The organism is Bradyrhizobium sp. CCGB01, from assembly GCF_024199795.1.
Taxonomy (GTDB): Bacteria; Pseudomonadota; Alphaproteobacteria; order Rhizobiales; family Xanthobacteraceae; genus Bradyrhizobium.
In genome coordinates this window covers 2171877-2194643 of record NZ_JANADK010000001.1, presented here as the reverse complement: position 1 = coordinate 2194643, position 22767 = coordinate 2171877, and the positions used below count along the sequence as shown (strand labels likewise).

At 64.7% G+C, this 22767-nt stretch carries 18 protein-coding genes and 1 tRNA gene; 7 read left to right on the top strand and 12 right to left on the bottom strand.

Annotation, left to right across the window (positions count from 1 at the left end; genetic code table 11):
• Nucleotides 1–301: 301 nt before the first annotated feature.
• The 7 genes from fdhF to mobB all read right to left on the bottom strand — a co-directional run bounded on the left by fdhF (nucleotide 302) and on the right by mobB (nucleotide 9473).
• On the bottom strand, nucleotides 302–3070 hold the full coding sequence (fdhF, locus tag NLM25_RS09865) for a formate dehydrogenase subunit alpha (RefSeq protein ID WP_254136803.1): 2769 nt from the start codon (nucleotides 3068–3070) through the stop codon (nucleotides 302–304).
• Nucleotides 3067–4776: an NADH-ubiquinone oxidoreductase-F iron-sulfur binding region domain-containing protein gene (locus NLM25_RS09860; RefSeq protein ID WP_254136802.1), complete on the bottom strand. Its 1710-nt coding sequence runs from the start codon at nucleotides 4774–4776 to the stop codon at nucleotides 3067–3069. The genes fdhF and NLM25_RS09860 overlap by 4 nt, the downstream gene beginning before the upstream one ends.
• Before the next feature lie 248 nt (nucleotides 4777–5024).
• Nucleotides 5025–5300 (bottom strand): hypothetical protein, encoded by a 276-nt coding sequence (locus tag NLM25_RS09855; RefSeq protein WP_254136801.1) that lies wholly within the window; start codon nucleotides 5298–5300, stop codon nucleotides 5025–5027.
• A 93-nt stretch (nucleotides 5301–5393) separates the two neighbouring features.
• Nucleotides 5394–7049: an OFA family MFS transporter gene (locus tag NLM25_RS09850; RefSeq protein WP_254136800.1), complete on the bottom strand. Its 1656-nt coding sequence runs from the start codon at nucleotides 7047–7049 to the stop codon at nucleotides 5394–5396.
• Between the two features lie 322 nt (nucleotides 7050–7371).
• Nucleotides 7372–7635, bottom strand: coding sequence for a sulfurtransferase TusA family protein (locus NLM25_RS09845; protein ID WP_254116692.1), 264 nt, complete (start codon nucleotides 7633–7635; stop codon nucleotides 7372–7374).
• 44 nt (nucleotides 7636–7679) lie between these two features.
• Nucleotides 7680–8936 (bottom strand): gephyrin-like molybdotransferase Glp, encoded by a 1257-nt coding sequence (glp, locus tag NLM25_RS09840; RefSeq protein ID WP_254136799.1) that lies wholly within the window; start codon nucleotides 8934–8936, stop codon nucleotides 7680–7682.
• Nucleotides 8937–8945: 9 nt separating this feature from the next.
• A complete protein-coding gene (gene mobB, locus NLM25_RS09835) occupies nucleotides 8946–9473 on the bottom strand; it encodes a molybdopterin-guanine dinucleotide biosynthesis protein B (protein ID WP_254136798.1) in 528 nt (175 codons plus the stop codon).
• A gap of 207 nt (nucleotides 9474–9680) precedes the next feature.
• Between mobB and fdhD the strand changes: the two genes are divergently transcribed.
• Nucleotides 9681–10571 (top strand): formate dehydrogenase accessory sulfurtransferase FdhD, encoded by an 891-nt coding sequence (gene fdhD, locus NLM25_RS09830; RefSeq protein ID WP_254136797.1) that lies wholly within the window; start codon nucleotides 9681–9683, stop codon nucleotides 10569–10571.
• The gene (mobA, locus tag NLM25_RS09825; protein WP_254136796.1) at nucleotides 10516–11193 is read left to right on the top strand and encodes a molybdenum cofactor guanylyltransferase MobA; all 678 of its coding nucleotides are present in this window, start codon (nucleotides 10516–10518) and stop codon (nucleotides 11191–11193) included. Before fdhD ends, mobA begins: the two co-directional genes overlap by 56 nt.
• A 6-nt stretch (nucleotides 11194–11199) precedes the next feature.
• Here mobA and NLM25_RS09820 read toward each other — a convergent pair whose 3' ends face one another.
• Genes NLM25_RS09820 through NLM25_RS09805 form a run of 4 tightly spaced genes read right to left on the bottom strand, consistent with a single transcriptional unit; the run spans nucleotide 11200 to nucleotide 16341 of the window.
• Complete coding sequence (locus NLM25_RS09820) at nucleotides 11200–12330, bottom strand: FAD-dependent monooxygenase (RefSeq protein WP_254136795.1); 1131 nt, start codon at nucleotides 12328–12330, stop codon at nucleotides 11200–11202.
• 53 nt (nucleotides 12331–12383) lie between these two features.
• Entirely contained in the window at nucleotides 12384–14333 is a 1950-nt protein-coding gene (locus tag NLM25_RS09815) for a molybdopterin biosynthesis protein (protein ID WP_254136794.1), read from the bottom strand.
• Nucleotides 14334–14346: 13 nt separating this feature from the next.
• The gene (locus NLM25_RS09810; RefSeq protein WP_254136793.1) at nucleotides 14347–15453 is read right to left on the bottom strand and encodes a molybdopterin-binding protein; all 1107 of its coding nucleotides are present in this window, start codon (nucleotides 15451–15453) and stop codon (nucleotides 14347–14349) included.
• A 54-nt stretch (nucleotides 15454–15507) separates the two neighbouring features.
• Complete coding sequence (locus NLM25_RS09805) at nucleotides 15508–16341, bottom strand: substrate-binding domain-containing protein (protein ID WP_254136792.1); 834 nt, start codon at nucleotides 16339–16341, stop codon at nucleotides 15508–15510.
• Between the two features lie 298 nt (nucleotides 16342–16639).
• On the opposite strand from NLM25_RS09805, the gene NLM25_RS09800 reads away from it, so the two are divergent.
• Nucleotides 16640–17533: a helix-turn-helix transcriptional regulator gene (locus tag NLM25_RS09800; RefSeq protein ID WP_254136791.1), complete on the top strand. Its 894-nt coding sequence runs from the start codon at nucleotides 16640–16642 to the stop codon at nucleotides 17531–17533.
• A gap of 100 nt (nucleotides 17534–17633) precedes the next feature.
• Nucleotides 17634–18857, top strand: coding sequence for an ABC transporter substrate-binding protein (locus tag NLM25_RS09795; RefSeq protein WP_254136790.1), 1224 nt, complete (start codon nucleotides 17634–17636; stop codon nucleotides 18855–18857).
• Nucleotides 18858–18965: 108 nt separating this feature from the next.
• Here the strand turns inward: NLM25_RS09795 and NLM25_RS09790 are convergent, their stop codons facing one another.
• Nucleotides 18966–19931 carry a TAXI family TRAP transporter solute-binding subunit gene (locus tag NLM25_RS09790; RefSeq protein WP_254136789.1) on the bottom strand — a complete coding sequence of 322 codons (966 nt, stop codon included), beginning with the start codon at nucleotides 19929–19931 and terminating at the stop codon, nucleotides 18966–18968.
• Between the two features lie 107 nt (nucleotides 19932–20038).
• On the opposite strand from NLM25_RS09790, the gene NLM25_RS09785 reads away from it, so the two are divergent.
• The 3 genes from NLM25_RS09785 to NLM25_RS09775 all read left to right on the top strand — a co-directional run bounded on the left by NLM25_RS09785 (nucleotide 20039) and on the right by NLM25_RS09775 (nucleotide 22631).
• Nucleotides 20039–21013: a tripartite tricarboxylate transporter substrate binding protein gene (locus NLM25_RS09785; RefSeq protein WP_254136788.1), complete on the top strand. Its 975-nt coding sequence runs from the start codon at nucleotides 20039–20041 to the stop codon at nucleotides 21011–21013.
• 347 nt (nucleotides 21014–21360) lie between these two features.
• Nucleotides 21361–21436 (top strand) — tRNA-Ile (locus NLM25_RS09780).
• A gap of 397 nt (nucleotides 21437–21833) precedes the next feature.
• Entirely contained in the window at nucleotides 21834–22631 is a 798-nt protein-coding gene (locus tag NLM25_RS09775) for a hypothetical protein (protein WP_254136787.1), read from the top strand.
• The last annotated feature ends 136 nt before the right edge of the window (nucleotides 22632–22767 follow it).

The following is a 22767-nucleotide window of genomic DNA, read 5'->3' as shown; positions in this document are numbered from 1 at the left end:
TATGTAGCACCGTCATTGCGAGGAGCGAAGCGATGAAGCAATCCAGACTGTCTCCGCGGAGGAATTCTGGATTGCTTCGCTGCGCTCGCGATGACGGTGTGGATGCCTTTGCCTGCCACACCCTCAGTGTCGTCCCCGCGAACGCGGGGACCCATAGCCACAGGGAGTGGTTTGGTGAAGAGTAGTGGTCCGGGACTGCGACCGCTACCCATCGAGAGATCACGCGGTATGGGTCCCCGCGTTCGCGGGGACGACAGCGGTGGGTTGGGCGACGCCGTGCCGCCCAATGACGACGGAGGTCCTACTCCGCCGCGTCCCGCATCTCCGCGCGCTCGGCCCTGACCGCGCAGAACTTGAACTCCGGGATCTTGCCGAACGGGTCGAGCGCCGGATTGGTCAGGAGATTGGCCGCCGCTTCCGCGTAGCAGAACGGCATGAACACCATGTTCTCCGGCACGTCGCGATCGGAGCGGACCTTGACCTCGACTGCGCCGCGGCGGGTCTCCAACCGGATGAAATCGCCGGGCGCGAGCTTCTTCTTGCGCATGTCCTTCGGCGACATGAACGCGACCGCCTCCGGCTCGATCTGGTCGAGCACCTGGGCGCGGCGCGTCATCGAGCCGGTGTGCCAGTGCTCCAGCACGCGGCCGGTCGACAGCACCATCGGATACTCGGCGTCGGGCAGCTCGTCCGGCGGAATGACCTTGGCCGGCACGATCTTGCCGCGGCCGCTCGCAGTCGGGAAGCCCGTGGTGAAGATGATCTCGTTGCCGGGCTTGTTCGGGTCGTCGACCGGATAGGTCACCGCGCCTTCGCGCACCAGCCGCTCCCAGGTGATGTTCTTCAGCGACGGCATCAGCTGCGCCATCTCGGTGAAGACGTCGCCGGGCCCGGCATAATTCCAGGGCAGGCCCATGCGCTTGCCGATCTCCTGGATGATCCAGAGATCCTGCCGCGCATCGCCCGGCGGCTTGATCACCTGCCGTGCGAGCTGCACGCGGCGATCGGTGTTGGTGAAGGAGCCGTCCTTCTCCGCGAAGGCCGAGGCGGGCAGGATGACGTCGGCGTGGAACGCGGTCTCGGTGACGAAGAGATCCTGCACGACGAGATGATCGAGCATGGCGAGCGCGTGGCGCGCATGCTGCAGATCGGGATCGGACATCGCGGGGTTCTCGCCCTCGATGTACATGCCATTGATCTCGCCGGCATGGATCGCGTTCATGATCTCGACCACGGTCAGGCCGCGGACGGGATCGAGATCCTGCTGCCAGAGCTTTTCGAACGCCCCGCGCATGTCGTCACGGCTGACCGGCTGATAGTCCGGCAGGAACATCGGGATCAGGCCGGCGTCGGAGGCGCCCTGCACGTTGTTCTGGCCGCGCAGCGGATGCAGGCCGGTGCCGGGACGGCCGACCTGGCCGGTGATCAGCGCCAGCGCAATCAGGCAGCGCGCGTTGTCGGTGCCGTGGACGTGCTGGCTGATGCCCATGCCCCAGAAGATGATCGAGGATTTCGCGCGCGCATAGGTCCGCGCCACCTCGCGCAGGGTTTGCGCCGGGATGCCGCAGATCGCCTCCATCTTCTCCGGCGTGAACTCCTTGATCTTCTCCTTGAGGTCCTCAAAACCCTCGGTATAGCCGGCGATGTACTGGTCGTCGGTCAGGCCTTCGGTGATGATCGTGTTGATCATCGCGTTCAGCATGGCGACGTCGGAGCCGGGCTTGAACTGCAGATGCTTGGTCGCATGGCGCGACAGCGTCTGCCGGCGCGGGTCCATCACGAACAGCTTTGCGCCATTCTGCTTGACCGCGTTCTTGATGAAGGTGGCGGCGACCGGATGGTTCACGGTCGGATTGGCGCCGATCACGATGATGACCTCGGCGTCCATCGCAGCCGAGAACGGCGCCGACACCGCGCCCGAGCTCAGGCCTTCGAACAGAGCCGCAACCGACGAGGCGTGGCACAGGCGGGTGCAGTGGTCGACATTGTTCGAGCCGAAACCGGTGCGCACTAGCTTCTGGAACAGATAGGCCTCTTCGTTCGAGCCCTTGGCCGAACCGAAGCCGGCCAGCGCCTTCACGCCCTTCTCGTCGCGAATCTTGACGAGACCCTTGGCGGCGATGTCGAGCGCTTCCTCCCAGCTCGCTTCACGGAAATGGGTGAAGGGATTGGCCGGATCGACCTGGTCGTTGGCATCCTTCTTCGCATTCGGCAACCGCACCAGCGGCTTGGTCAGGCGATGCGGATGGTGGATGTAGTCGAAGCCGAAGCGGCCCTTCACGCAGAGCCGGTTGTGGTTGGCCGGGCCGTCACGGCCCTCGGCATAGATCACCTTCTCGTCCTTGACCTCGTAGGTCACCTGGCAGCCGACGCCGCAGAACGGGCAGAGCGAATCCACCTTCTTGTCGGCATAGGTGACACGGGTCTGGTTCTCATCGAGCATGACGGCCGGCATCAGCGCGCCGGTCGGGCAGGCCTGCACGCATTCGCCGCAGGCGACGCAGGTGGACTCGCCCATGGGATCGTCGAAGTCGAACACGATTTTCGAGCCATGGCTGCGATAAGCCATGCCGATGACGTCGTTGACCTGGACCTCGCGGCAGGCGCGCACGCACAGGCCGCACTGGATGCAGGCATCGAGATTGACGCGCATCGCCGGATGGCTGGCATCGGTGGCCCAGCGCTCGGCGGCGGGGAAGCGGCTTTCGGTGACGCCGGTGGTCTCGGCCCAGTGCCAGAATTTCGAATCCGGATCGTGGCTGGTCTCGCGCGCCGGCTGATCGGCGACCAGCAGCTCCATCACCATCTTCTGCGCGGACACCGCACGCGCGGACTCGGTCTTCACCTTCATGCCGACCGACGGCGTTCGCTTGCACGACGCGGCGAGCACGCGCTCGCCCTCGATCTCGACCATACAGGCACGGCAATTGCCGTCGGGGCGGTAGTCGGGCGCCGGCGAATAGCACAGATGCGGAATCTCGCGGCCCTGGCGCTTTGCAACCTGCCAGATCGTTTCGCCGGCATTGGCTTCGACCTGCTTGCCGTCGAGCTCGAACTTGATTTTGGTCATTCGGCCGCTTCCTTGAACTCGTCAGGGAAATATTTGATCACGGTGGAGAGCGGATTCGATGCCGCCTGACCAAGCCCGCAGATCGAGGCATCGCGCATCGCCTGGCTCAATTCTTCCAGCAAGGCGCGGTTCCAGACCGGCTTCTGCATCAGCAGCGCTGCCTTCTGGGTTCCGACGCGGCACGGCGTGCACTGGCCGCAACTCTCGTCCTCGAAGAACTTCATCAGGTTCAGCGCCGCCGCGCGCACGCTGTCCTTCTGCGACAGGATCACGATCGCGGCCGAGCCGATGAAGCAGCCGTATTTCTCCAGCGTGCCGAAATCGAGCGGGATGTCGTCCATCGACGCCGGCAGGATGCCGCCCGACGCGCCGCCCGGCAGGTACGCGTGGAACTGATGGCCGTCGGCCATGCCGCCACAATACTCGTCGATGAGTTCACGGATCGTCAGCCCGGCAGGCGCGAGCTTGACGCCGGGCTCCTTGACCCGGCCCGAAACCGAATAGCTGCGCAGGCCGTGGCGACCGTTGCGCCCTTGCGACATCCACCAGGATGCGCCCTTCTCAAAGAGGTCACGCACCCAGAACAGCGTTTCGAGATTGTTGATCAGGGTCGGCAGACCGAAGAGTCCGACCTGGAAAGGATAAGGCGGCTTGTGCCGCGGCAGACCGCGCTTCCCCTCGATGCTCTCGAGAAGAGCGGATTCCTCGCCACAGATGTAAGCGCCGGCGCCCCGCCGCAGGTGAATGTTGGGACCGCCCGGCGGCAGCTTGGCGATCTCAACCGGGAGCAATTTGTGGGCCGCCGGGTACTCATCGCGCAGATAGATATAGATGTCGTCGGCATCGATGACATGCGCAGCGATCAAGGTTCCTTCGAGGAAACGATGGACGTCGCGAAGCAGGTAAAACCGATCCTTGAAGGTGCCGGGTTCGCCCTCGTCCCCGTTGACGACCATCAAACGCGGACCGGGCTCGTTGAGCACCGCACGCCACTTGCGTCCCGTTGGAAAGCCCGCGCCACCCAAGCCGCGAAGGCTGGAATCGTCGAGGACCTTGAGAATGTCGTCCTTGCTGATCTTCCCGGCGCGAAGATCGCCGAGCAGCTTGTAACCACCATCCCTCACATAGGTGTCATAATCGACATAGGCCGGAATGATCGGATCGGTCTCGCGCCGCGCCACAGTGTCGAGCACTTCGGCGTTGGTCGCGTTCAGGACATAGCGATGCCCGACTTCGGCAACCGGCGCGCTGTCACAAAACCCGACGCAGGGTGCCCGCACCACTCGAATGCCCGGGCCGGCCGAGCTCTGCAAATCCTCGAGCAGCTTCTCGCCGCCAAGCATCGCGCAGGTCAGGGAGTCGCAGACCCGGATCGTCAGCGGCGCGATATCGGGCTCGCCCTCCTTCACCACGTCGAAATGCGCGTAGAAGGTCGCGGTCTCGAACACCTCGGCGAAGGCGAGCTTCATCTCGTCGGCCAGCGCGGCGAGATGCGCGGCCGAAATCTGGTGATATCTGTCCTGGATCAGGTGCAGATATTCGATCAGGAGGTCGCGCCGCCGCGGCCTGTCGCCGAGCAGCTGCTCGATCTCATGGGCGGCGGTGGGATCGACCTGCCGCCCCTTGGGCGTGGCCTTGGCTCGCTTGCGTCCCTCGCCCGGATGCTCGAATTCTCTGACCTTGTGGACGTCGTCGTTGCTGCTCATGGAAACGTCGCGTTCTCCTGAAAAAGCGCGATGATCTCAGGCGGAACCGTCATCACGGTCCCTCCTCATTCCCAGGCCCGACCATCGGGAACCACGTCGCCCGCGTTTCGCGGTTCAGGCCTCATTCCAAGCAACTCTAGCCTCTGGTATACCAGACGCCAAGCAAATTTAGAACGTCTCTATAATCATTTAGAGGCAGGCAGCGTTGCTGCCATGCCCCCTCACGCAAACTCGACCGGAACCCGATCTCAGGTCTTGCTCATGCACTCTTCGATGTAGAACCAGCGGTCGTCGCCCGTGAGGCCCTTGGACTTCACGTCGGCGCGGCAGGCCTTGAGCTTCGGCTTGTTGGCCGCCCACTTTGCCTTCATGTCCTTCAGCTTCTGCATGGTGAGCTTGATCTTGCCTGGCTTGGCTTCGGTCGTTGCGGCAGGTGCCGCCGGTGTCGTCGCCGTCTGGGCAGATGCGGCATGAAGGCCAGCGACAAGCAGCACGGCCGCAAGGCAAATTCGGGTACGAAGCATTTCAATCCCCCTAAGTCCCATTCTCGATGATGTCTAAAAGGCGAACGCCGCGGGACGCTGATGATCAGCATCCCGCGGCAGTGTCGACGGCGATCAGAAGATCTTGACCGCGCTCTCCAGCGTCTTCCAGACACCCCAAAGCAGGGGAACGCCGACGAAGGCCCAGAACATCGCCGCCTTGGCGTCAAGCCCGCCAAAGCCGATGCCGTAGGAGCCGTGCGGCCCCGCGGCAGCGGCGTTGGCGCTTGCCGCCTGCAACTTGGCGACATCGGCCTCCTTCATGTGCCACTTCGAATCGACCGGCTTGATCAGGTAGTTGCAGATCAGGCCCGCGATCAGCATCGCGCACAGGATGTACATGGTCGTGTTGTAGAGCTGGTCGCGCGGCACGCCCGCCGCGAGCTGGAACTCGCGGATGTAGTTCACGACGACCGGGCCGATGATGCCCGCGGTCGACCACGCCGTCAGCAGCCGGCCGTGGATGGCGCCGACGAACTGGGTCCCGAACATGTCGGCGAGATAGGCCGGCACGGTGGCGAAGCCGCCGCCATACATCGACAGGATGATGCCGAAGCCGAGTACGAAGAGCAGCTTCGAGCCCATCGCCGCAAAGGTCGGCGCCAGCGCATAGAGCACGATTCCGAGGATGAAGAACGTGTAGTAGGTGTTCTTGCGCCCGATCTTGTCCGACAGCGATGCCCAGAAGAAGCGGCCGCCGATGTTGAACAGCGACAGCAATCCGGCGAAGCCGGCGGCGATCGCGGCGATCTGCGCCTTCTGCCCGGCATCGAGCGCGTTGAAGCCAACGTCCGGCAGGCCGATCAACTTGCCGGCGAAGATCTCCTGGAGCATCGGCGAGGCCATGCCGATCACGCCGATACCCGCCGACACGTTCAGACAGAGCACCCACCAGATCAGCCAGAACTGCGGCGTCTTGTGCGCGTCGTTGAGATGGACGTTGTTCTTCGAGATCATCGCGTTGGCCTTCGACGGCGGGGTCCAGCCCTCGGGCTGCCAGCCGGGCGGCGGCAGGCGATAGCGGAACGCGCCGATCATCATGAAGACGAAGTAGATGACGCCCATCGCGACGAAGGTCTCCCAGACGCCGACCGAGGTCGGGGTCTTGAAGTAGTTCATCAAGAGGTTCGCCAGCGGCGCGCCGATCATGGCACCGCCGCCGAAGCCCATGATGGCCATGCCGGTCGCCATGCCGCGACGGTCCGGAAACCATTTAACGAGCGTCGACACCGGCGAGATGTAGCCGAGGCCGAGACCGATGCCGCCGATGACGCCCGAGCCCAGCCACAACAGCCAGAGCTGATGGGTGTAGATACCGATCGCACCGAGGAAGAGGCCGCCGCACCAGCAGAGCGCCGAGACGAAGCCGGCCTTGCGCGGGCCGACGCGCTCGAGCCAGCCGCCCCAGACCGCAGCCGCGATACCGAGCAGCACGAAGAAGAGCGTGTACATCCACCCCATGCTCGCGACCTTCCAGTCGCAGCTGGTCGTGAACAGCTCCTGAAACAGCGACATGTCTGCGCACGCCTTCGGCGCGGTCACTCCGATCGCGCGCGACAGCGGCAGCCAGAACACGGAGAAGCCGTAGGCCATGCCGATGCAGAGATGGATGCACAGCGCAGCCGGCGGCACCAGCCACCGATTGAACCCGGCGGTCGCGATGGTCCGCTCGCGATCAAGAAAACCTGCGCCAGCGCCTGAAAGTGTCCCAGCGCTCTCAATTGAAGCCATACATTCCTCCCCTGCAGTTGCCCTTCTGAGCAAGCCTGCCGCTACGATCCTGTGCCTCAGCCCGTTGCAGGGCAGCCGACGGTCCCTGCTGCTCCGCATAATCATCCGACGCGCGCCAGGATCGTCACGCGCATCCGAGTCGTTAACCCCTCAGGCGGGGCTCTATGCCGATACACCGTGCAGGCTTCGTGAGTGTGGCCCGTTGATCCGCGTATCGCAGACAAGACTCAACCTCCGCGCCTGCACGGAGATTGTCAATTGGGGCAGAAGCCATGATTGATGTCGATAGACAAAAGGTAGGTATCAGCAGAGTGACCGTGCACTACGAGCGCAGCGCACCATTGGCTTTCTCTATCGAACCATCGGCTTTTTCTATCAAGAACACGATGCGCGCCTCGTTGCGCTCGGTGATCTCCACCGTGTCGCCCGTCTCGCGGATCAGGTTCGGAATGTCAATCACCGACAAGGGATCAGTGCAGTGCACTTCGAGTTGATCGCCCGGCTGCAATGGCTTGAGCGCCTTGCGCGTCTTCAAGGCCGGCAGCGGGCACTTAAGCCCGGTGAGATCAAGCGTCGTTCTGGTCATGGGCGCAACATGGCGGGCTGGGTCAACGGCGTCAACGCGAGGGCTCAGAGCAGATCGGCATAGGACAAGAAACCTACGCGCTGCCCCGGTTCGACCTGCGTGACGTCCTCACCGAGTTCGACGAGACCGTCGGTCTCCACCAGCGACGATAACAGCCCGGCGCCTTCGCGCGGAAACTTGACCGCCTCCAGCGTGCCGTCCTCTGCACGCCGCAACGAGGTGCGAACATATTCGCGGCGACCGATCTTCTTCTTGTAGGCAAACGCCGCGCGCACCGGGATCGGCAAGAGCGGCTCCGGCAGACTACCCGCAAGCGCCAGCACCGTCGGCCGCACCACGCGAACGAAGGTGACAAAACTCGCAACGGGATTGCCTGGCAAGCCGATCAGCGGGGTGCCCGCGATGATGCCCATCGCCACGGGACGGCCGGGCTTGATCGCCATCCGCCACAACACCAGCGAGCCGATGCTCTCGACCGCCGCCTTGACGTGGTCCTCCTCGCCGGTCGAGACGCCGCCGGTGGTGAGGATCAGGTCGTGGCTACCTGCAACCTGCTTCAGGCCATTTGCGAGCGAATTGCGCTCGTCGCGCAAGATGCCGAGATCAGAGACCTCGCAGCCGAGCCGGCGCAGCATCGCCATCAGCATGAAGCGGTTGGAATCGAACAGCTGTGACGCCGCGCGCGGCTCGCCGGGCGAAGCGAGCTCGTCACCGGTCGAGAACACGGCGACGCGGATGCGCCTGACGACGTCGAGCCTGACAAGGCCGAATGCTGCGGCAAGCGCGACATGCTGCGGCCGAAGACGCTGGCCGGCACGCAGCGCGACGTGCCCTTGCGGAATGTCCTCACCCGCGGGGCGGACATTCGCGCCGGGCTTCAGCCCCGGCGGCAACACGATTTTGCCGGCCTCATCGAGGCGGACGTCTTCCTGCATGAAGACCGTCTCGGCATCCGGCGGCATCGGCGCGCCCGTGAAGATGCGCGCGGTGTGGCCCGGCTTGATTGCGGCGTGCGCCAAACCGCCGGCCTGGATACGGCCATCGAGCGGCAACGCTTGCTCCGCGCTTTGCGGGAGATCGGCGTTGCGCACGGCATAGCCATCGACAGCGGAGTTGGTGAAGGGCGGCAGCGGCAGCGGCGCTGCGATATCGCGCGCCAGCACGCGCCCGTCCGCATCGACGAGCGCCACGGTTTCGAGATCGGCAATCGCATTAACGCGCGTGGTGATCAGGCCAACGGCCTCGTCGACCGACATCATCGGTCCACCAAAGGCAAAGCAATCGTCCGACAGTTGCGCCATGGTGCCTCGTCAGCGCATCGCGGCGCTTTTTGCCACCGCTTCTTCGACCGGCATCGCCGCACGCAGCAGCAATGCCGCCGCAGCCGCGATATCATCGAGATGGACGGTCGGCAGGCGGGTTTCAATGGCGATGTCGGCCACGATCCCGACAATTCCGGGATCATCGGGAAACAGCAGCGGCTTGTCGTTGGCGGCGCGATGCACCTCGATCTTCCGGTGCGGCTCGCGCTTGAAGCCTTCGACCACGACGAGATCGACGGCAGACAGCTTGCTCAGGAGTTCCGGCAGCCGAGGCTCAGCCGCGCCGCGCAATTCATGCATCAGGGCCCAGCGGTTCGACGACGCTACGAGCACCTCGGCCGCGCCGGCCTCGCGGTGACGCCAGGAATCCTTGCCGGGCACGTCGACGTCGAACTGGTGATGCGCATGCTTGATGACGGAGACGCGCAGGCCTTGCGCGTTGAAATGCGGAATCAGCCGCGTCAGCAACGTGGTCTTGCCCGCACCGCTCCAGCCTGCAAGGCCGATGACCTTCATTCCAGCTCCGTCTCCGCGCACAACATGGCCCTTGGTGGAACCATCGTTCCTCCCCGCCATTGCGAGCGCAGCGAAGCAATCCAGAGTCTTTCCGCGGCGGCACTCGCGATTGCTTCGCCACGCTCGCAATGGCGAGCAGAGGCATTTCGCCTATTCCCCACCATGCTTATATCGGCTTGACCCGAATGTCATGCTAACGTCGCGCCCATGATGAAGATCGACAAAACCCCGGTGCCCCTGATTGTCCCCGACACGGACGACCCGCGCCTGACCCAGAGCGTGACCGGGACCGACCAGACCGGCGCCAGGGTCGAGATCAAGGTGCCGATGGAACGGCCGCTGACGCTCTACCTGAATTCGCAGGAGATCGTCACCATGATGACGATCGGCGACTATCCGGAATATCTGGCGCTGGGCTATCTGCTCAACCAGAACATGCTGAAATATAGTGACGAGGTCACCGAGGTCGAATACGACGACGACCTCCAGGTGGTCGTGGTGCGCACCACACACCACACCAATTTCGAAGCCAAGCTGAAGAAGCGCACCCAGACCTCGGGCTGCGCGCAGGGCACCGCCTTCGGCGACCTGCTGGAGGCGGTCGAGAGCGTCGCGCTGCCGAAGGCCGAGCTGCGCACCTCCTGGCTCTACCAGATGACGCAGACCATCAACACCATGCCCTCGCTGTATCTCGAGGCCGGCGCGATCCACGGCTGCGTGCTGTGCAAGGAGGGCGAGCCGCTCTGCTACACCGAGGACGTCGGCCGCCACAACGCGGTCGACAAGATCGCGGGCTGGATGTACCGCCACGGCGTCGATCCCAGCGACAAGATCCTCTACACCACGGGACGCCTGACCTCGGAGATGGTGATCAAGACGGTGCGCATGGGCATTCCGATCCTGGTATCGCGCTCCGGCTTCACCGCCTGGGGCGTCGATCTCGCAAGACAAGTCGGACTGACGCTGGTCGGCCGCACGCGCGGCAAGCGCTTCATCGCGCTCGCGGGCGAGGAGCGCATCGTCCACGACCAGGACCTCGCTTATGTCGAGGAAGAATCCGCGAAGCACAAGCGCAAGGGTGAAGGTGGTGACGACTGAAATTCCGGCCACGCAAGGCGTGCTGCTCGCCGGCGGCCTGGCGCGGCGCATGGGCGGCGGCGACAAGCCGATGCGGACCATCGGCGGCCGCACCATCCTGGAGCGCGTAATCGCGCGCCTCTCCCCCCAGTGCAGCGGACTGATCCTCAACGCCAACGGCGATCCCGCGCGCTTCGCCCCGTTCGGCTTGCAGGTCGTCGCCGACGAAGTACCCGGCTTTCCCGGCCCGCTCGCCGGCATTCTCGCCGCGCTCGACTGGACAGCGGCGAACCGGCCTGACATCGAATGGGTGCTGAGCGCCGCAGGCGACTGCCCGTTCCTGCCGCGGGACCTCGTGGCGCGCCTGCATGAAGCCCGCGAGCGGGAAAACGCCCAGCTCGCGGTCGCCGCATCGGGCGACCAGTCGCATCCGGTGATCGGGCTCTGGCGCGTCGGCTTGCGTAACGAGCTGCGCCACGCGCTGGTCGTCGAGGACCTCCGCAAGATCGACCGCTGGACCGCGCGCTACCCGCTGGCGACGGTGACATGGCCGGCCGAGCCGCTCGATCCGTTCTTCAATGCCAACACGGTCGAGGATATCGCCGAAGCCGAGCGGCTCGCCGCGCTGGATGCGGCGTCTTAATCAGGCTCAAGCCGCCAGCGGCACGGTCCAGGCGTCGTAGCCGTAGACCCAGCTCGTATCGGTCCGCTCCTTCAGCCAGATGTTGGCACGCGAGGTCTCCTGCACACGCGTGGTACGCGGCTTGCGGGTCGCCTCGAAGCGGCGGAATGCGTCCGCTACGCCGTCGCGGCCGACACCGTCGAGGCAGCGCGACAGCACGGCGGCGTCCTCGATCGCCATGGCTGCGCCTTGCGCCATGTAGGGCGTCATGGGGTGGCAGGCATCGCCGAGCAGCGTCACCTTACCGTCGCTCCAGCACTCCAGCGCGTCGCGGTCCATGATCGCCCATTTGTGCACCTCTGGGCACGCCGCGAGCACCTGCCCGACCTGCGGATGAAAGCCTTCGAACGAGGCGCGCAGATCGCGCACGTCACCCTTCGCCGACCAGGACTCGATGCGGAAGTCCGGCTCGGGCTGGCTGGTGACGAGATAGACCTCGCTACGATCAGGCTTGACGTAATAGATCACGATGTGGCGGTCCTCGCCCCACCATTTGGTGCAGTCGTCGATCTTCTCCCCGCCAAGCAGCGCGGCGGGATAGGTGGTGCGATAGGCGATGCGGCCGGTGAATTTGACCGGCGCGGTGTCGAACAGGATGTCGCGCACCGCCGAATGGACGCCGTCCGCGCCGACCACGGCGTCGGCCATGGTACTCGTGCCATCGGCAAAGCGCAGCCGGACGCCCTCGCCAGTCTCGTCGAGGCCAACGAGCTTGTGGTTGAGCCTTACAAACTCATCCGGCACGACGCTCGCCAGCGCCGCGTGCAGATCGCCGCGATGGGCGAGCAGGTAGGGCGCGCCGAACTTCTCCTCCGCGCTCTCGCCAAAGATCATGTCGAACTTGATGTCGCCGCTCTTCCAGTTGCGGTTGTTCCAGGAGCGCGGATAGAACGAGTGCTCGCGCATCCGCGCTTCCAGCCCCAGCGTGCGCAGCACCTTCATGGCGTTACAGCCGATCTGGATGCCGGCGCCGATGCGGGCAAACTGGGAGGCCTGCTCGTAGACCATCGCGTCGACGCCGACACGCCTGAGCGCTGCGGCGGTCGCAAGCCCACCCATGCCGGCACCGACGATCGCAACCGAAAGCGGCCTCGCCATCGTGTCCCCCACCCAATTTACCGCGCGACTTGAATGCCGCGTCGTCGTCTACGCTATGCAGGCCGGAAACCGGCCCGCTCCAGCGCCGCGCGCGCCTCGTCCGAGCCGAGTGCGTCGAGAAAAGCTTGCACCGCCGGCCGCTGCTTGCGCGCTGTCACCAGCGCGAAGTCATAATGCTCTTCCGCGAGCGGAATGAAACCGAGGCCGACCGCATGGGCGACCGGCGCAATGGTCATGCCCCAGTCGGCGCGGTGCTGTGCGACGGCCGCGGCAACGGCGTTGTGCGAACGCGGCTGGTTCCAATAGCCTTCCGGACGCGCGCCGCCGAGCAGCCGGTCGATCAGGATGCGCGTGCCGGCGCCCTGGTTGCGGTTGACCATGATGCAGGTGGGATCGGACAGCGCCGCGGCGACGGCGTCCTTGGCGCCGTGGCCTTCGAACCGCTTGTCGCCCTTGCGGAACACGATGCCCTGCATCCGCCGCCAGCCCGCCACGAGCTCGAGACCGTCGACGAGATACGGCGTGTTGTAGGTCTCGCTCTTGTCGTCGAACAGATGGATCGGCGCGAGATCGCATTCGCCGCGCCGCGCCACCGCAAGCCCACCGAGACTGCCGACGGCGATCGAGCGTACGGTGAGGCCGGCATGCGCAAGCTGTGCGGTGACGAGATCGAGACCGGTGCAATGGCTGCCGACAATGACGAGATCGGGCACGCGCACATGCGGCGTGAACAGCGTCACCTCGGTATCGGTCCCGGCCGGCACCTGGTCGGCGAGCGCGTCGATGCGCAGGAAACCGTCGGCCTGCGCGAAGGACGTGATCGCGCCCGAGCCCTTGCCGGAGGGATAGGCGATCAGGCCGTCTTTGCCCTCGACCAGCGAGACCATGACGAATTCTGTGCGGCCGAGCTCGGAGGCGATGCGCACCGGTACTGTTACGTTGACCTTGGCGTCGGAGCGCGGCGGCAGCCCGGCCATCCTGCGCAGCACCGGCACGATCATGTCGTGAAAAGTGAACATCGCCGAGGTCGGAAAGCCCGGCAGGATCACCACCGGCTTGCCGTCGCACACCGCAAGGCACAGCGGCTTGCCGGGCTTGAGCGCAACGCCATGCGCGATGATCCCGGGCTCGCCGAGCCGGCCGATGATGCGGTGCGACAGGTCGCCGGCGCCTTTCGACGTGCCGCCCGAGAGCACCAGCATGTCGGATTCGGCCAGCGCAGCGCGCATGGCGGCTTCGAGCTTTGCCTCATCGTCGGGAATGGCGCCGAGGAAAACCGCCCCGCCGCCGTTCTCGTCGATCGCAGCCGCGACGATGGCGCCGTTGGTGTCGTAGATCGCAGCCGGCGCGAGCGCCTCGCCGGGCTGAACCAGTTCGTCACCGGTGGAGATCACGGCAACACGCGGCCTGCGCGCGACTTGCACCTCGGCGAGGCCGCAAGCCGCCAGCATGCCGATCTCGCGCGAGCCAATGATCGTGCCGGCGCGCAGCAGCGCCTCGCCGCGCGCGATGTCGGATCCGGCATAGGACACGAACTGTCCCGGCGAGACGCCACGCCGGACTTCGATCGCATCGGAGCCGGCAAGCTGGGTGTGCTCGACCATGACGACGGCATCAGCGCCACGGGGCAACGGGCCGCCGGTCGCGATCGGCGTTGCGGTCCCCACTGCTACTTGCAGCTTGGGCGCAGTGCCGCAGTGGATGATCTCGCCATTCAGTGCAAGGCGAACAGGTGCGCTTTCGCCGGCCGCGGCAAGGTCCGCCGAGCGCACGGCAAAGCCGTCGACATTCGACCGGTCGAACGGGGGAACGTCCATCGGCGCAGTGACGTCTTCGGCGAGCGCCGCGCCGAGTGCTGCACCGAGCTTGCGCGTTTCGCCCGGCAGCGCGCGCGGGAACAGGGCCGCCTCGAAACGCGCCAGGGCTTCCTCACGCGAGAGGATCTTGAGGAACTGCTCCTGCTCGAATGCGCTGCGGTCTTGCGATTGCGGGATCGTTGTCATGCCCAAACCCATATCATTCCCGCATCAGATAGGCATCCACCGGCGTCCCTGCCGCAAATCCCTCGTGGCTGGCGGGAACGATCAGCCATGCATCGGCGCGGACAATTGCGTGAAGCGGCCATTCCCCCACCGCAAGCGGGAGCCAGGCATGATGTTCCTCGGCCAGCAGGGCGATTTCGGCGACGCCGACGCTGGATGCGATTTTTCGCGCAAGCGGCAAGGTCATGCGCCGGCGCAGCTGCCGCGCCGACAGACGGTCGACGAGCGGAAGCACGAGCGCGAGCCAGGCCCCGAGCGCATGATCGGGCGAGCCGGGCAAGGCGACGACGGGAACCTTTCCGAGCCGCCCGACCGCGGCGGTGCGGCCGGGCTGGAGGGCGAGGCCATGGGCGAGCACGTCGCCATGCTGGGCCAGCGCGCTGACGGCGGCATCCTTGCGACCGACGCCGCTGCCGCCGATCGTCACGACGAGATCGCAGGAGAGATCGCCGAATGCCTCCGCGATCGATGCCGCATCTCGCACGGCAGCTTCACGCGTGTGCACATGCAGCCCTGCTGCGCGCGCGATCTCTGCAATCATGTGCATCGTCGCGGTGGCGCCCGGCACGTTGACGATGCACAGCCGCGGCTGTCGTACGCTCAGGCTTTCAACACCGGCGGAGCGCGCGAGCAGCAGAGTGGCAGGATTGATCAGATGCCCTTCCGCCACGGCAGGCGCGCGCCCGGCGATGTCGCTTCCGGCGCGCCTGACGCCCTGTCCGGGGACGCCCTCCGCCAGCACCTGGGCGAGTGGACCCGACACCTCGACTGTGCCGGCATCGAGCACGCAATCACATCCCGGCGGCATCGCGTCGCCGGCGTCGACCCAGACCGGCGGTGTTGTCAGCGGCAGCGGCGAATAGGCGGACGCACCGACAAGATCGTTGGCGCAGAGCGCCCAGCCATCCGCAGCGGCGATGTCGCGCGGCGGAGACGCCGCAAGGAGCGGCGTCCCTGCCGCGATGCAGCCGGCAGCCTCGGCCAGGGGCAACTCGATCGCCGCTGTCGGATCTACGCCTCGCAGCAACGCAGCGAGCGCAGTGTCGAGCGGCGTCAATGATGGCGGCAGGCGCTGGGTCATGCGCCATGATGGACCATGCATCGTCCGGTTTGGCAACCGCCGCCGATGCGAAGGTCAGCCGCCGGACTTGCCCGCATTGGGGAAGAACAGCTGCTCGCCGTCGACCTTGTAGCCGGCGATCGCCGCCTGCCCTTCCGGCGAGATCAGCCAGTCGATGAAGGTCTGACCCAGCTCCTTCTTCACGTTCGGAAATCTTTCCGGGTTCACCAGCATCGCGCCGTACTGATTGAGCAGCCGCTTGTCGCCTTCGACGACGATGTCGAGATCGCCGCGATCCCTGAAGGCGATCCAGCTGCCACGGTCGGACAGCACATAGGCGTTCGCCGTGCGCGCCGCGTCGAGGGCTGCGTCCATGCCCTGCTTGGCTTCGCGATACCATGCGCCCTTGGCAGCGGCGATATCGATACCGGCGACGATCCAGAGCGCGAGCTCCGCGGCATGGGTGCCCGACCGATCGCCGCGCGTCACGAACGGCGTGCCCTTGGCCTCGATCATCTTAAGCGCGGTGGCGATGTCCTTGCCCTTCACGGCGGCGGGATCGCTCTTCGGCCCGATCAGCACATAGTCGTTGTACATCACGTCGAAGCGCTTCACGCCAAACCCGTCGGCGACGAACTTCTCCTCCTGCGGCCGCGCGTGCATCAGCACGACGTCGACTTCGCCCCGTCGCGCCCCGTCGAGCACTTCATCGGCGCGCCGCGCGATCACCGTCACGTCGATGCCGGTCTTCTCGCGGAAGATCGGCAGCAGATAATCGAGCAGGCCGGACTCCTGTGTCGCAGTGGTCGAGGCCAGCACGATCGCGCGGTCCTCCGCGGATGACGCCGCGACGCCCGCGGCGAGGCCGCAGAGAAGCGCGAGTGCAACGGACAGGCGGCGGACGACCATGATCGGGTTCCCATTGGTTATGACGCGATCATGATGATGATCGATTGCGCCGCACTCGTGACGCCTTTGCTCATTGCGCTCGCCACTCGGGACATTTCGGCAATGCGGCGAGCGACGACTGCAAGGCCCGCATCTCGCGAGCGCTTCGAGATCATTCACCAAAGCAAAAATCGCGCGAGAGGATGTGTTGCAAAGCAGCGAGATGATCGGGCATGGTTCCGGCGGACACAAATTGAAATGCAGAATTCCACCTGCGTCGATCGTCAAAAAGAAGCAAGAATTTGCATAGGAATGCAGGATGGAATTCCTGACGACCAGCGAAGCCGCCGACTATCTTCGGCTCGGCGAACGCAAGCTCTACGAACTCGTCACCACCGGTGCGATCCCCTGCACCAAGGTGACCGGGAAGTGGCTCTTCCCGCGGCACGAACTCGACCTCTGGGTGCTGTCGGGAATGGCGCGTCCGGCCGGCATGCTGACCGCGGAGCCGCCGCCAGTCGTGGGCGGCAGCCAGGACGAGCTTTTGGACTGGAGCCTGCGTGAATCCGGCTCGGGCCTGGGATCGATGAGCGAGGGCAGCGCGCGCGGGCTCGAGCGCCTGCAACGCGACGAGGTGATGGCGGTGGCGGTGCACTTCCACGGCCTCGACGCCGACGGCAGTCTTGCCTCCGACGCCAGTGCGACGGCGCTGCGTGACGCTCCGGACCTGCACGATGCGGTGCTGGTCGCCTTCGTGCGCCGCGAGCAAGGTCTCGTGCTACCGCCGGGCAATCCGAAACGGCTGCGCGGCCTCTCCGACGTGCTTGCGCTCGGTGTCAGGATGGCGATGCGACAACAGGGCACAGGTGCGCAGATGCTGCTCGACGTGCTGCTCCAGCGCGCCGGCGCCTCGACGCGCGATCTGCGCCGGGTCGAGACGTCGGCCCTCACCGGGCCGGATCTCGCCGAGATCGTCCGCGCGGGACAAGCCGATTGCGGAATCGCGACGCGGGCGGCGGCGCGCTCGGCCGGGCTCGATTTCGTGCCGCTGGTCTGGGAGAACCTCGATCTCGCAATGCGGCAGCGCAGCTATTTCCGCCCGCCGATGCAGGCCCTGATCCGGTTCCTCAGCGAAAGACGGCTGCGGCAGCGCGCCGAGGAGCTGACCGGCTACGACCCCTCGCCGGCCGGCCAGATCCGCTTCGCGGCCTGACGTTGACGCCCGCCCCCAAATAGTTGCAAAAGAAACCAATTCAGCCGGGCATACCCGGGGCAACACCGGCCAACGCGCCGGATCAGGGGAGGACACAAGCGTGAATCCAACAAGATTTGGACTGCCGGTCGCGGCCGCCTTTGGAGCGATGGCGGCGGCGCTGTTGCCGGGCACCGCTTCGGCACAGGTTTCCGACAACGTCGTCAAGATCGGCGTGCTCACCGACATGAACGGCCCCGCCTCCGCGCCGACCGGCCAGGGTTCGGTGACGGCGGCGCAGATGGCGATCGACGATTTCGGCGGCACCGTGCTCGGCAAGCCGATCAGCATCGTGATCGGCGACCACCAGCTCAAGGCCGACATCGGTGCCTCGCTCGCGCGGCGCTGGTTCGATGTCGACCAGGTCGATCTGATCGTCGACGTGCCGGTCTCCGCGGTCGGGCTCGCGGTGCAGAACATCGCCAACGAGAAGAAGCGGCTGTTCATCACCCACTCCACCGGCACGGCGGATTTCCACGGCAAGTTCTGCTCGCCCTATGCGATCCAGTGGGTGTTCGACACCCGCGCGCTCGCGGTCGGCACCGCGGACGCGGTTGTCAAGCGCGGCGGCGACAGCTGGTTCTTCATCACCGACGACTACGCCTTCGGCCATTCACTGGAGCGCGACGCCTCCAGCGTCATCACCGCCAATGGCGGCAAGGTGCTGGGCTCGGTGCGGCCGCCGCTGGCAACGCCGGACCTCTCCTCCTTCGTGCTCCAGGCGCAGGCCTCCAAGGCCAAGATCATCGGCATTGCCGCCGGTCCCCCCAACAACATGAACGAGATCAAGACCGGCTCGGAGTTCGGCGTGTTCAAGGGCGGCCAGCAGATGGCGGCGCTGCTGGCGCTGATCACCGACATCCACGGCCTCGGCCTGCAGGCAGCCCAGGGGCTGTTGCTGACGACGTCGTTCTATTGGGACATGGACGACAAGACCCGCGAATGGTCGAAGCGCTATTTCGCCAAGATGAACAAGATGCCGTCGATGTGGCAGGCCGGCGTCTATTCGAGCGTGATGCACTACCTCAACGCCATCAAGGAGACCGGCACCGACGATCCACTCAAGGTCGCCGCGAAGATGCGCGAAAAGCCGATCGAGGATTTCTTCGCCCGCAACGGTCGCTTGCGCGAAGACAATCTGATGGTGCACGACCTCTGGCTGGTGCAGGTGAAGACGCCGGAGGAAAGCAAATATCCGTGGGACTATTACAAGATCCTCACGACGATCTCGGGCGACAAGGCCTTCGGGCCGCCGGACCCGGCGTGTCCGCTGGTGAAGAAGTGAGCGTGTAGCGGTCATTCCGGGATGGTCCGAAGGACCAGACCCGGAATCTCGAGATTCCGGGTTCGGTGCTGCGCACCGCCCCGGAATGACGGTCGCCTTAAGCGACCGTCACTTCATCACCCCGATCTCGCGAAAATACTTCATCACGCCCGGATGGATCAGCTCCGGCTTCGGCGCGGCCGCGACCGTGTTCGATGCCGTGGTCTCGCAGGCCTGCGCGAGTTGCTTGCAGAAACTCGCCTCGACGCCGTGCAGCGTCTTCGCCAGACGGTAGGCGACATCGTCGGGCAGGTCTTCGCGCGTGAGGACAAAGCTCCAGGAGCCGAGCGAGGCGATCGGCTCGGCCTGCTTCGGATAGGAGGCGGCCGGCACAATCAGTGGCTTCAGGAACGCATGCTTGGCGCGGATGCGCGCGATCTCCTCGGTGCTGGGGGCGATGAAGCGCGCGCCTGACGCGCTCGATGCCACCGCGGCAAAGCCGGGCCAGCCGATGCCCGCCCCCCACAGCGCGGCAACGCGGCCATCCTCGACCATCGCGGGACCGTCGCCGGCGCGGTCGAGATAGATCGCCTTGAAGTCCTCGTCCTGCTTCAACCCCAATCCATCGAGCACATAGCGCGCCAGGATCGGCAGGCCCGAGCCTTTTGCGCCGAACGCCACGGGTTGGCCGACGAGATCGCGGATGGTCTTGTAGGGACTGTCCGCCCGCACCACGAACATGCCGGGATTGGAATAGATCGCCGTGAGAATCTTCAGCCGAACCGGCGCACGGCCGATGCCGGCGAAGGCCTCATAGGCCGGCTCGCCCGCGACCAGAGCGAGATCGAGCTCGCCCTTCTCCAGCAGCGGAATGTTCTCGTTGCTGCCCTTGGTGTTGCGGGGCGCGATGGTGATTTGCGGATCGGCCGCGTTCATCGCTTGCGCAAAGGCATTGCCATAGAGCGGGAAGCCGCCGCCGGGCGTCGCGGTGCCGAGGCTGAGTGTCGTGATCGGAATGGCGTTGCCTCCGGTTTGAGCAGCGGCGGGGCCTGCGAGCAGCGCCGCGCCGAGAAGGATGATCGAAGCGAATCTCATGATTGGTCCCGGCGGGCCTGCGTCAACACCGACTTGCGACGATGTAGGCAGCGGCGCGATTTTGTGAAAGCATGCGGCCCAACGACAATAGAACAATGGGAGACGTCATGTTGCGAATTTTGCGTAACACTGTTTTTGGGCTCGCGTTAATTTCAGGTCTTTTCGGCGCCTCCCCTCCCGCCTCCGCCGCCTACCCCGACCGCCCCGTGCACTGGATCATCGGCTTTTCCGCCGGCGGCCCGGTCGACATCGTGGCGCGGATCATGGCGCAGTGGCTGTCGGACCGTCTCGGCCAGCAGTTCATCGTCGAGAACCGCGCCGGCTCCGGCGGCAACATCGCGGCCGGCGCCGCGATCAACGCAGCCCCGGACGGCTACACGCTGCTGTTCGTCGCGCCCAACAACGCGATCTCGACCTCGCTCTACAAGAAGCTGCCGTTCGACTTCCTGCGCGACACCACCCCGGTCGCGAGCATCATGCAGCTCACCAACATGCTGGTCGTCTCCAACGCGTTTCCCGCCAAGACGGTCCAGGAGTTCATCGACTACTGCAAGGCCAATCCCGGCAAGATCTCGTTTGCCTCGTCCGGCAACGGCACCTCGGTGCACATGTCGGCCGAGCTGTTCAAGGTCATGACCAAGTGCGACATGGTGCACGTGCCCTATCGCGGCTCTGCGATCGCCTTTCCCGACATCATCTCCAACAAGGTGCAGCTGATCTTCGACAATTTGCCCTCCGCGCTGGAGCAGGCGAAGGGCGGCAATGTCCGCGCGCTCGGCGTGACCTCGCCGCAGCGCTGGCCGAGCGTGCCTGACGTGCCCGCGATCGCCGAGACCGTGCCGGGCTTCGAATCGGTCGGCTTCTACGGCATCTCCGCGCCGAAGGGCACGCCGCCCGAGGTGATCGAGATCCTCAACAAGGCCGTCGGCGAAGCGCTGAAGGACCCGAAGCTGATCGCCCGCCTCGCCGAGACCGGCGGCATCCCCAAGCCGATGACGCCGGCCGAGTTCGGCAAGCTGGTCGCTGATGAGACCGAGAAGTGGAAGAAGGTCGTGGAGTTCGCCGGGGTGTCGGTGGACTAGCGGCGTCTTCGCCGCCGGCCACGTCGCCCGTCGGGAAGACGTTCGGGGGACCCACGGGTCCCCCTCACAACAAAAACTTACGAAAACAACCCCATGCACAGTACAAGAGGTCAGTGATTACAAGGGGTTACGGAAGCGACAAACGGGCCTTCGCGAGGGGCGATTTGACCCGTCGGGCAAAACAGGACTATAAGAGCATCATCGAAAATTTCGGGTATTCAAAAATTACCAACGATGCCGCGCCGGCGTTTCCGTCCGCCCGAGCCAGCATTGCACCCCCGCCCCCATCCCTGTAAACGAACCGCGCACCGTTGCCGGCCGCAGATTCTGCGAGCCGTCCCGCGGCGGGGCCTGTAGCTCAATGGTTAGAGCCGGCCGCTCATAACGGTCTGGTTGCAGGTTCGAGTCCTGCCGGGCCCACCAAACCGCCGTGCCCCGATTTTTTTTAAGCTTGAAATTACCACCGCCCCAAAGGTGGTAATGACCCGCGCCTTTCAATCGGCCCTTATAGCCGTCACGAATTGCTCACGGGTAAGATCAGATACCCGGTGCAGTCCAGCACTGTCACCGTAATTAAGACGGGGTCCATTGGACGCGGACTGACCTTGCCGGTCACGCGGTCCCATTGCGTCCGCAGTTCTGCGGTTCGCGAAAAGTATTCGGTCATTAGATTACTCAATGAAGGGCAGCGGTTAGGCTGCTGGTTGTGCGTACCAAAGAGCCGGGCACGTGTCGGTGTCAGCTGCCGCATAGACACAACCATAAAAATATGTTGGATGCACTATCCAACCTATGCGGTTGCTTCTGGGGGAAGAGGCGGATGAGCTACGAGAGCAGTTTGATAATAGGTCTCTGGTTGATTTCATTTTGCTACGTTGTCTGGGAAACGGGTGATCGGACCAAGATTCAGTTTGGTCGCTACCTCAAAGCTAGCGAGGACGAGCCGTTTCTCGTCGCCATTCGCGAGTGGTGCAAAGCGCTTGGCTTTCTTGCAGCAACAGCCGCCGCTGTATTCGCCTTTCGCCAATTCGATCTGGCAAGAGAAAGGGCAGATTCCGATCGGCGCCCATGGATTGGCCTCGCCAATCCCTCGATGGCAAATCAAGAGGCGTTACTCGGCTCTGACGACGAGCTGAGTTTCTCAATAGCCTCTCAAGTGAAAAACTCCGGACTATCACCGGCGCTTCAGATTGCTACAGCCTCGGAGATTTACCTCAGCGAGACGAGGTATAGCGGCGAACACAAAGGCTTCGTTCGCTATTCAACTCAGCGGGAAGCGGAAGCAACAAAGACTGCTTGCGCCCAAGCAGAACAATCCCCAGCGGCGAACAGCCTGTTCCCCAACGACTCCGCTCCTGTCGAAACGTACAGCATCATTGACAGCGAACTAGTTCGCGAATACCGCGCAGAATTCGACCGCGTGGGAGATTTTGCTCACTTCAAAGTCGTCGTCTGTGTCGCCTACCGGGCCGCCCACGCTTCTAATTTTCACCACACGTCTTATCTTCTCTATGTCTTCCCTAACAACGGCCGCGCAATACCAAGCGCAACAGCAGACTATCAGAACGTCCCGGTCTCAATCTCACCGGGTATCAGCTACGCGAGCGTCGCAGACTAACGCAGGTAATTACGGTGACAGTGCACTCAATAATTTCCACCGCCTTTGCGGATTCGAAGACCAGTGAGTTGAGTGCACTGTCACCGTAATACCTTGGCCATAGCCGCTGTCGCCCTGGCCGTCGCGATTGCATCGA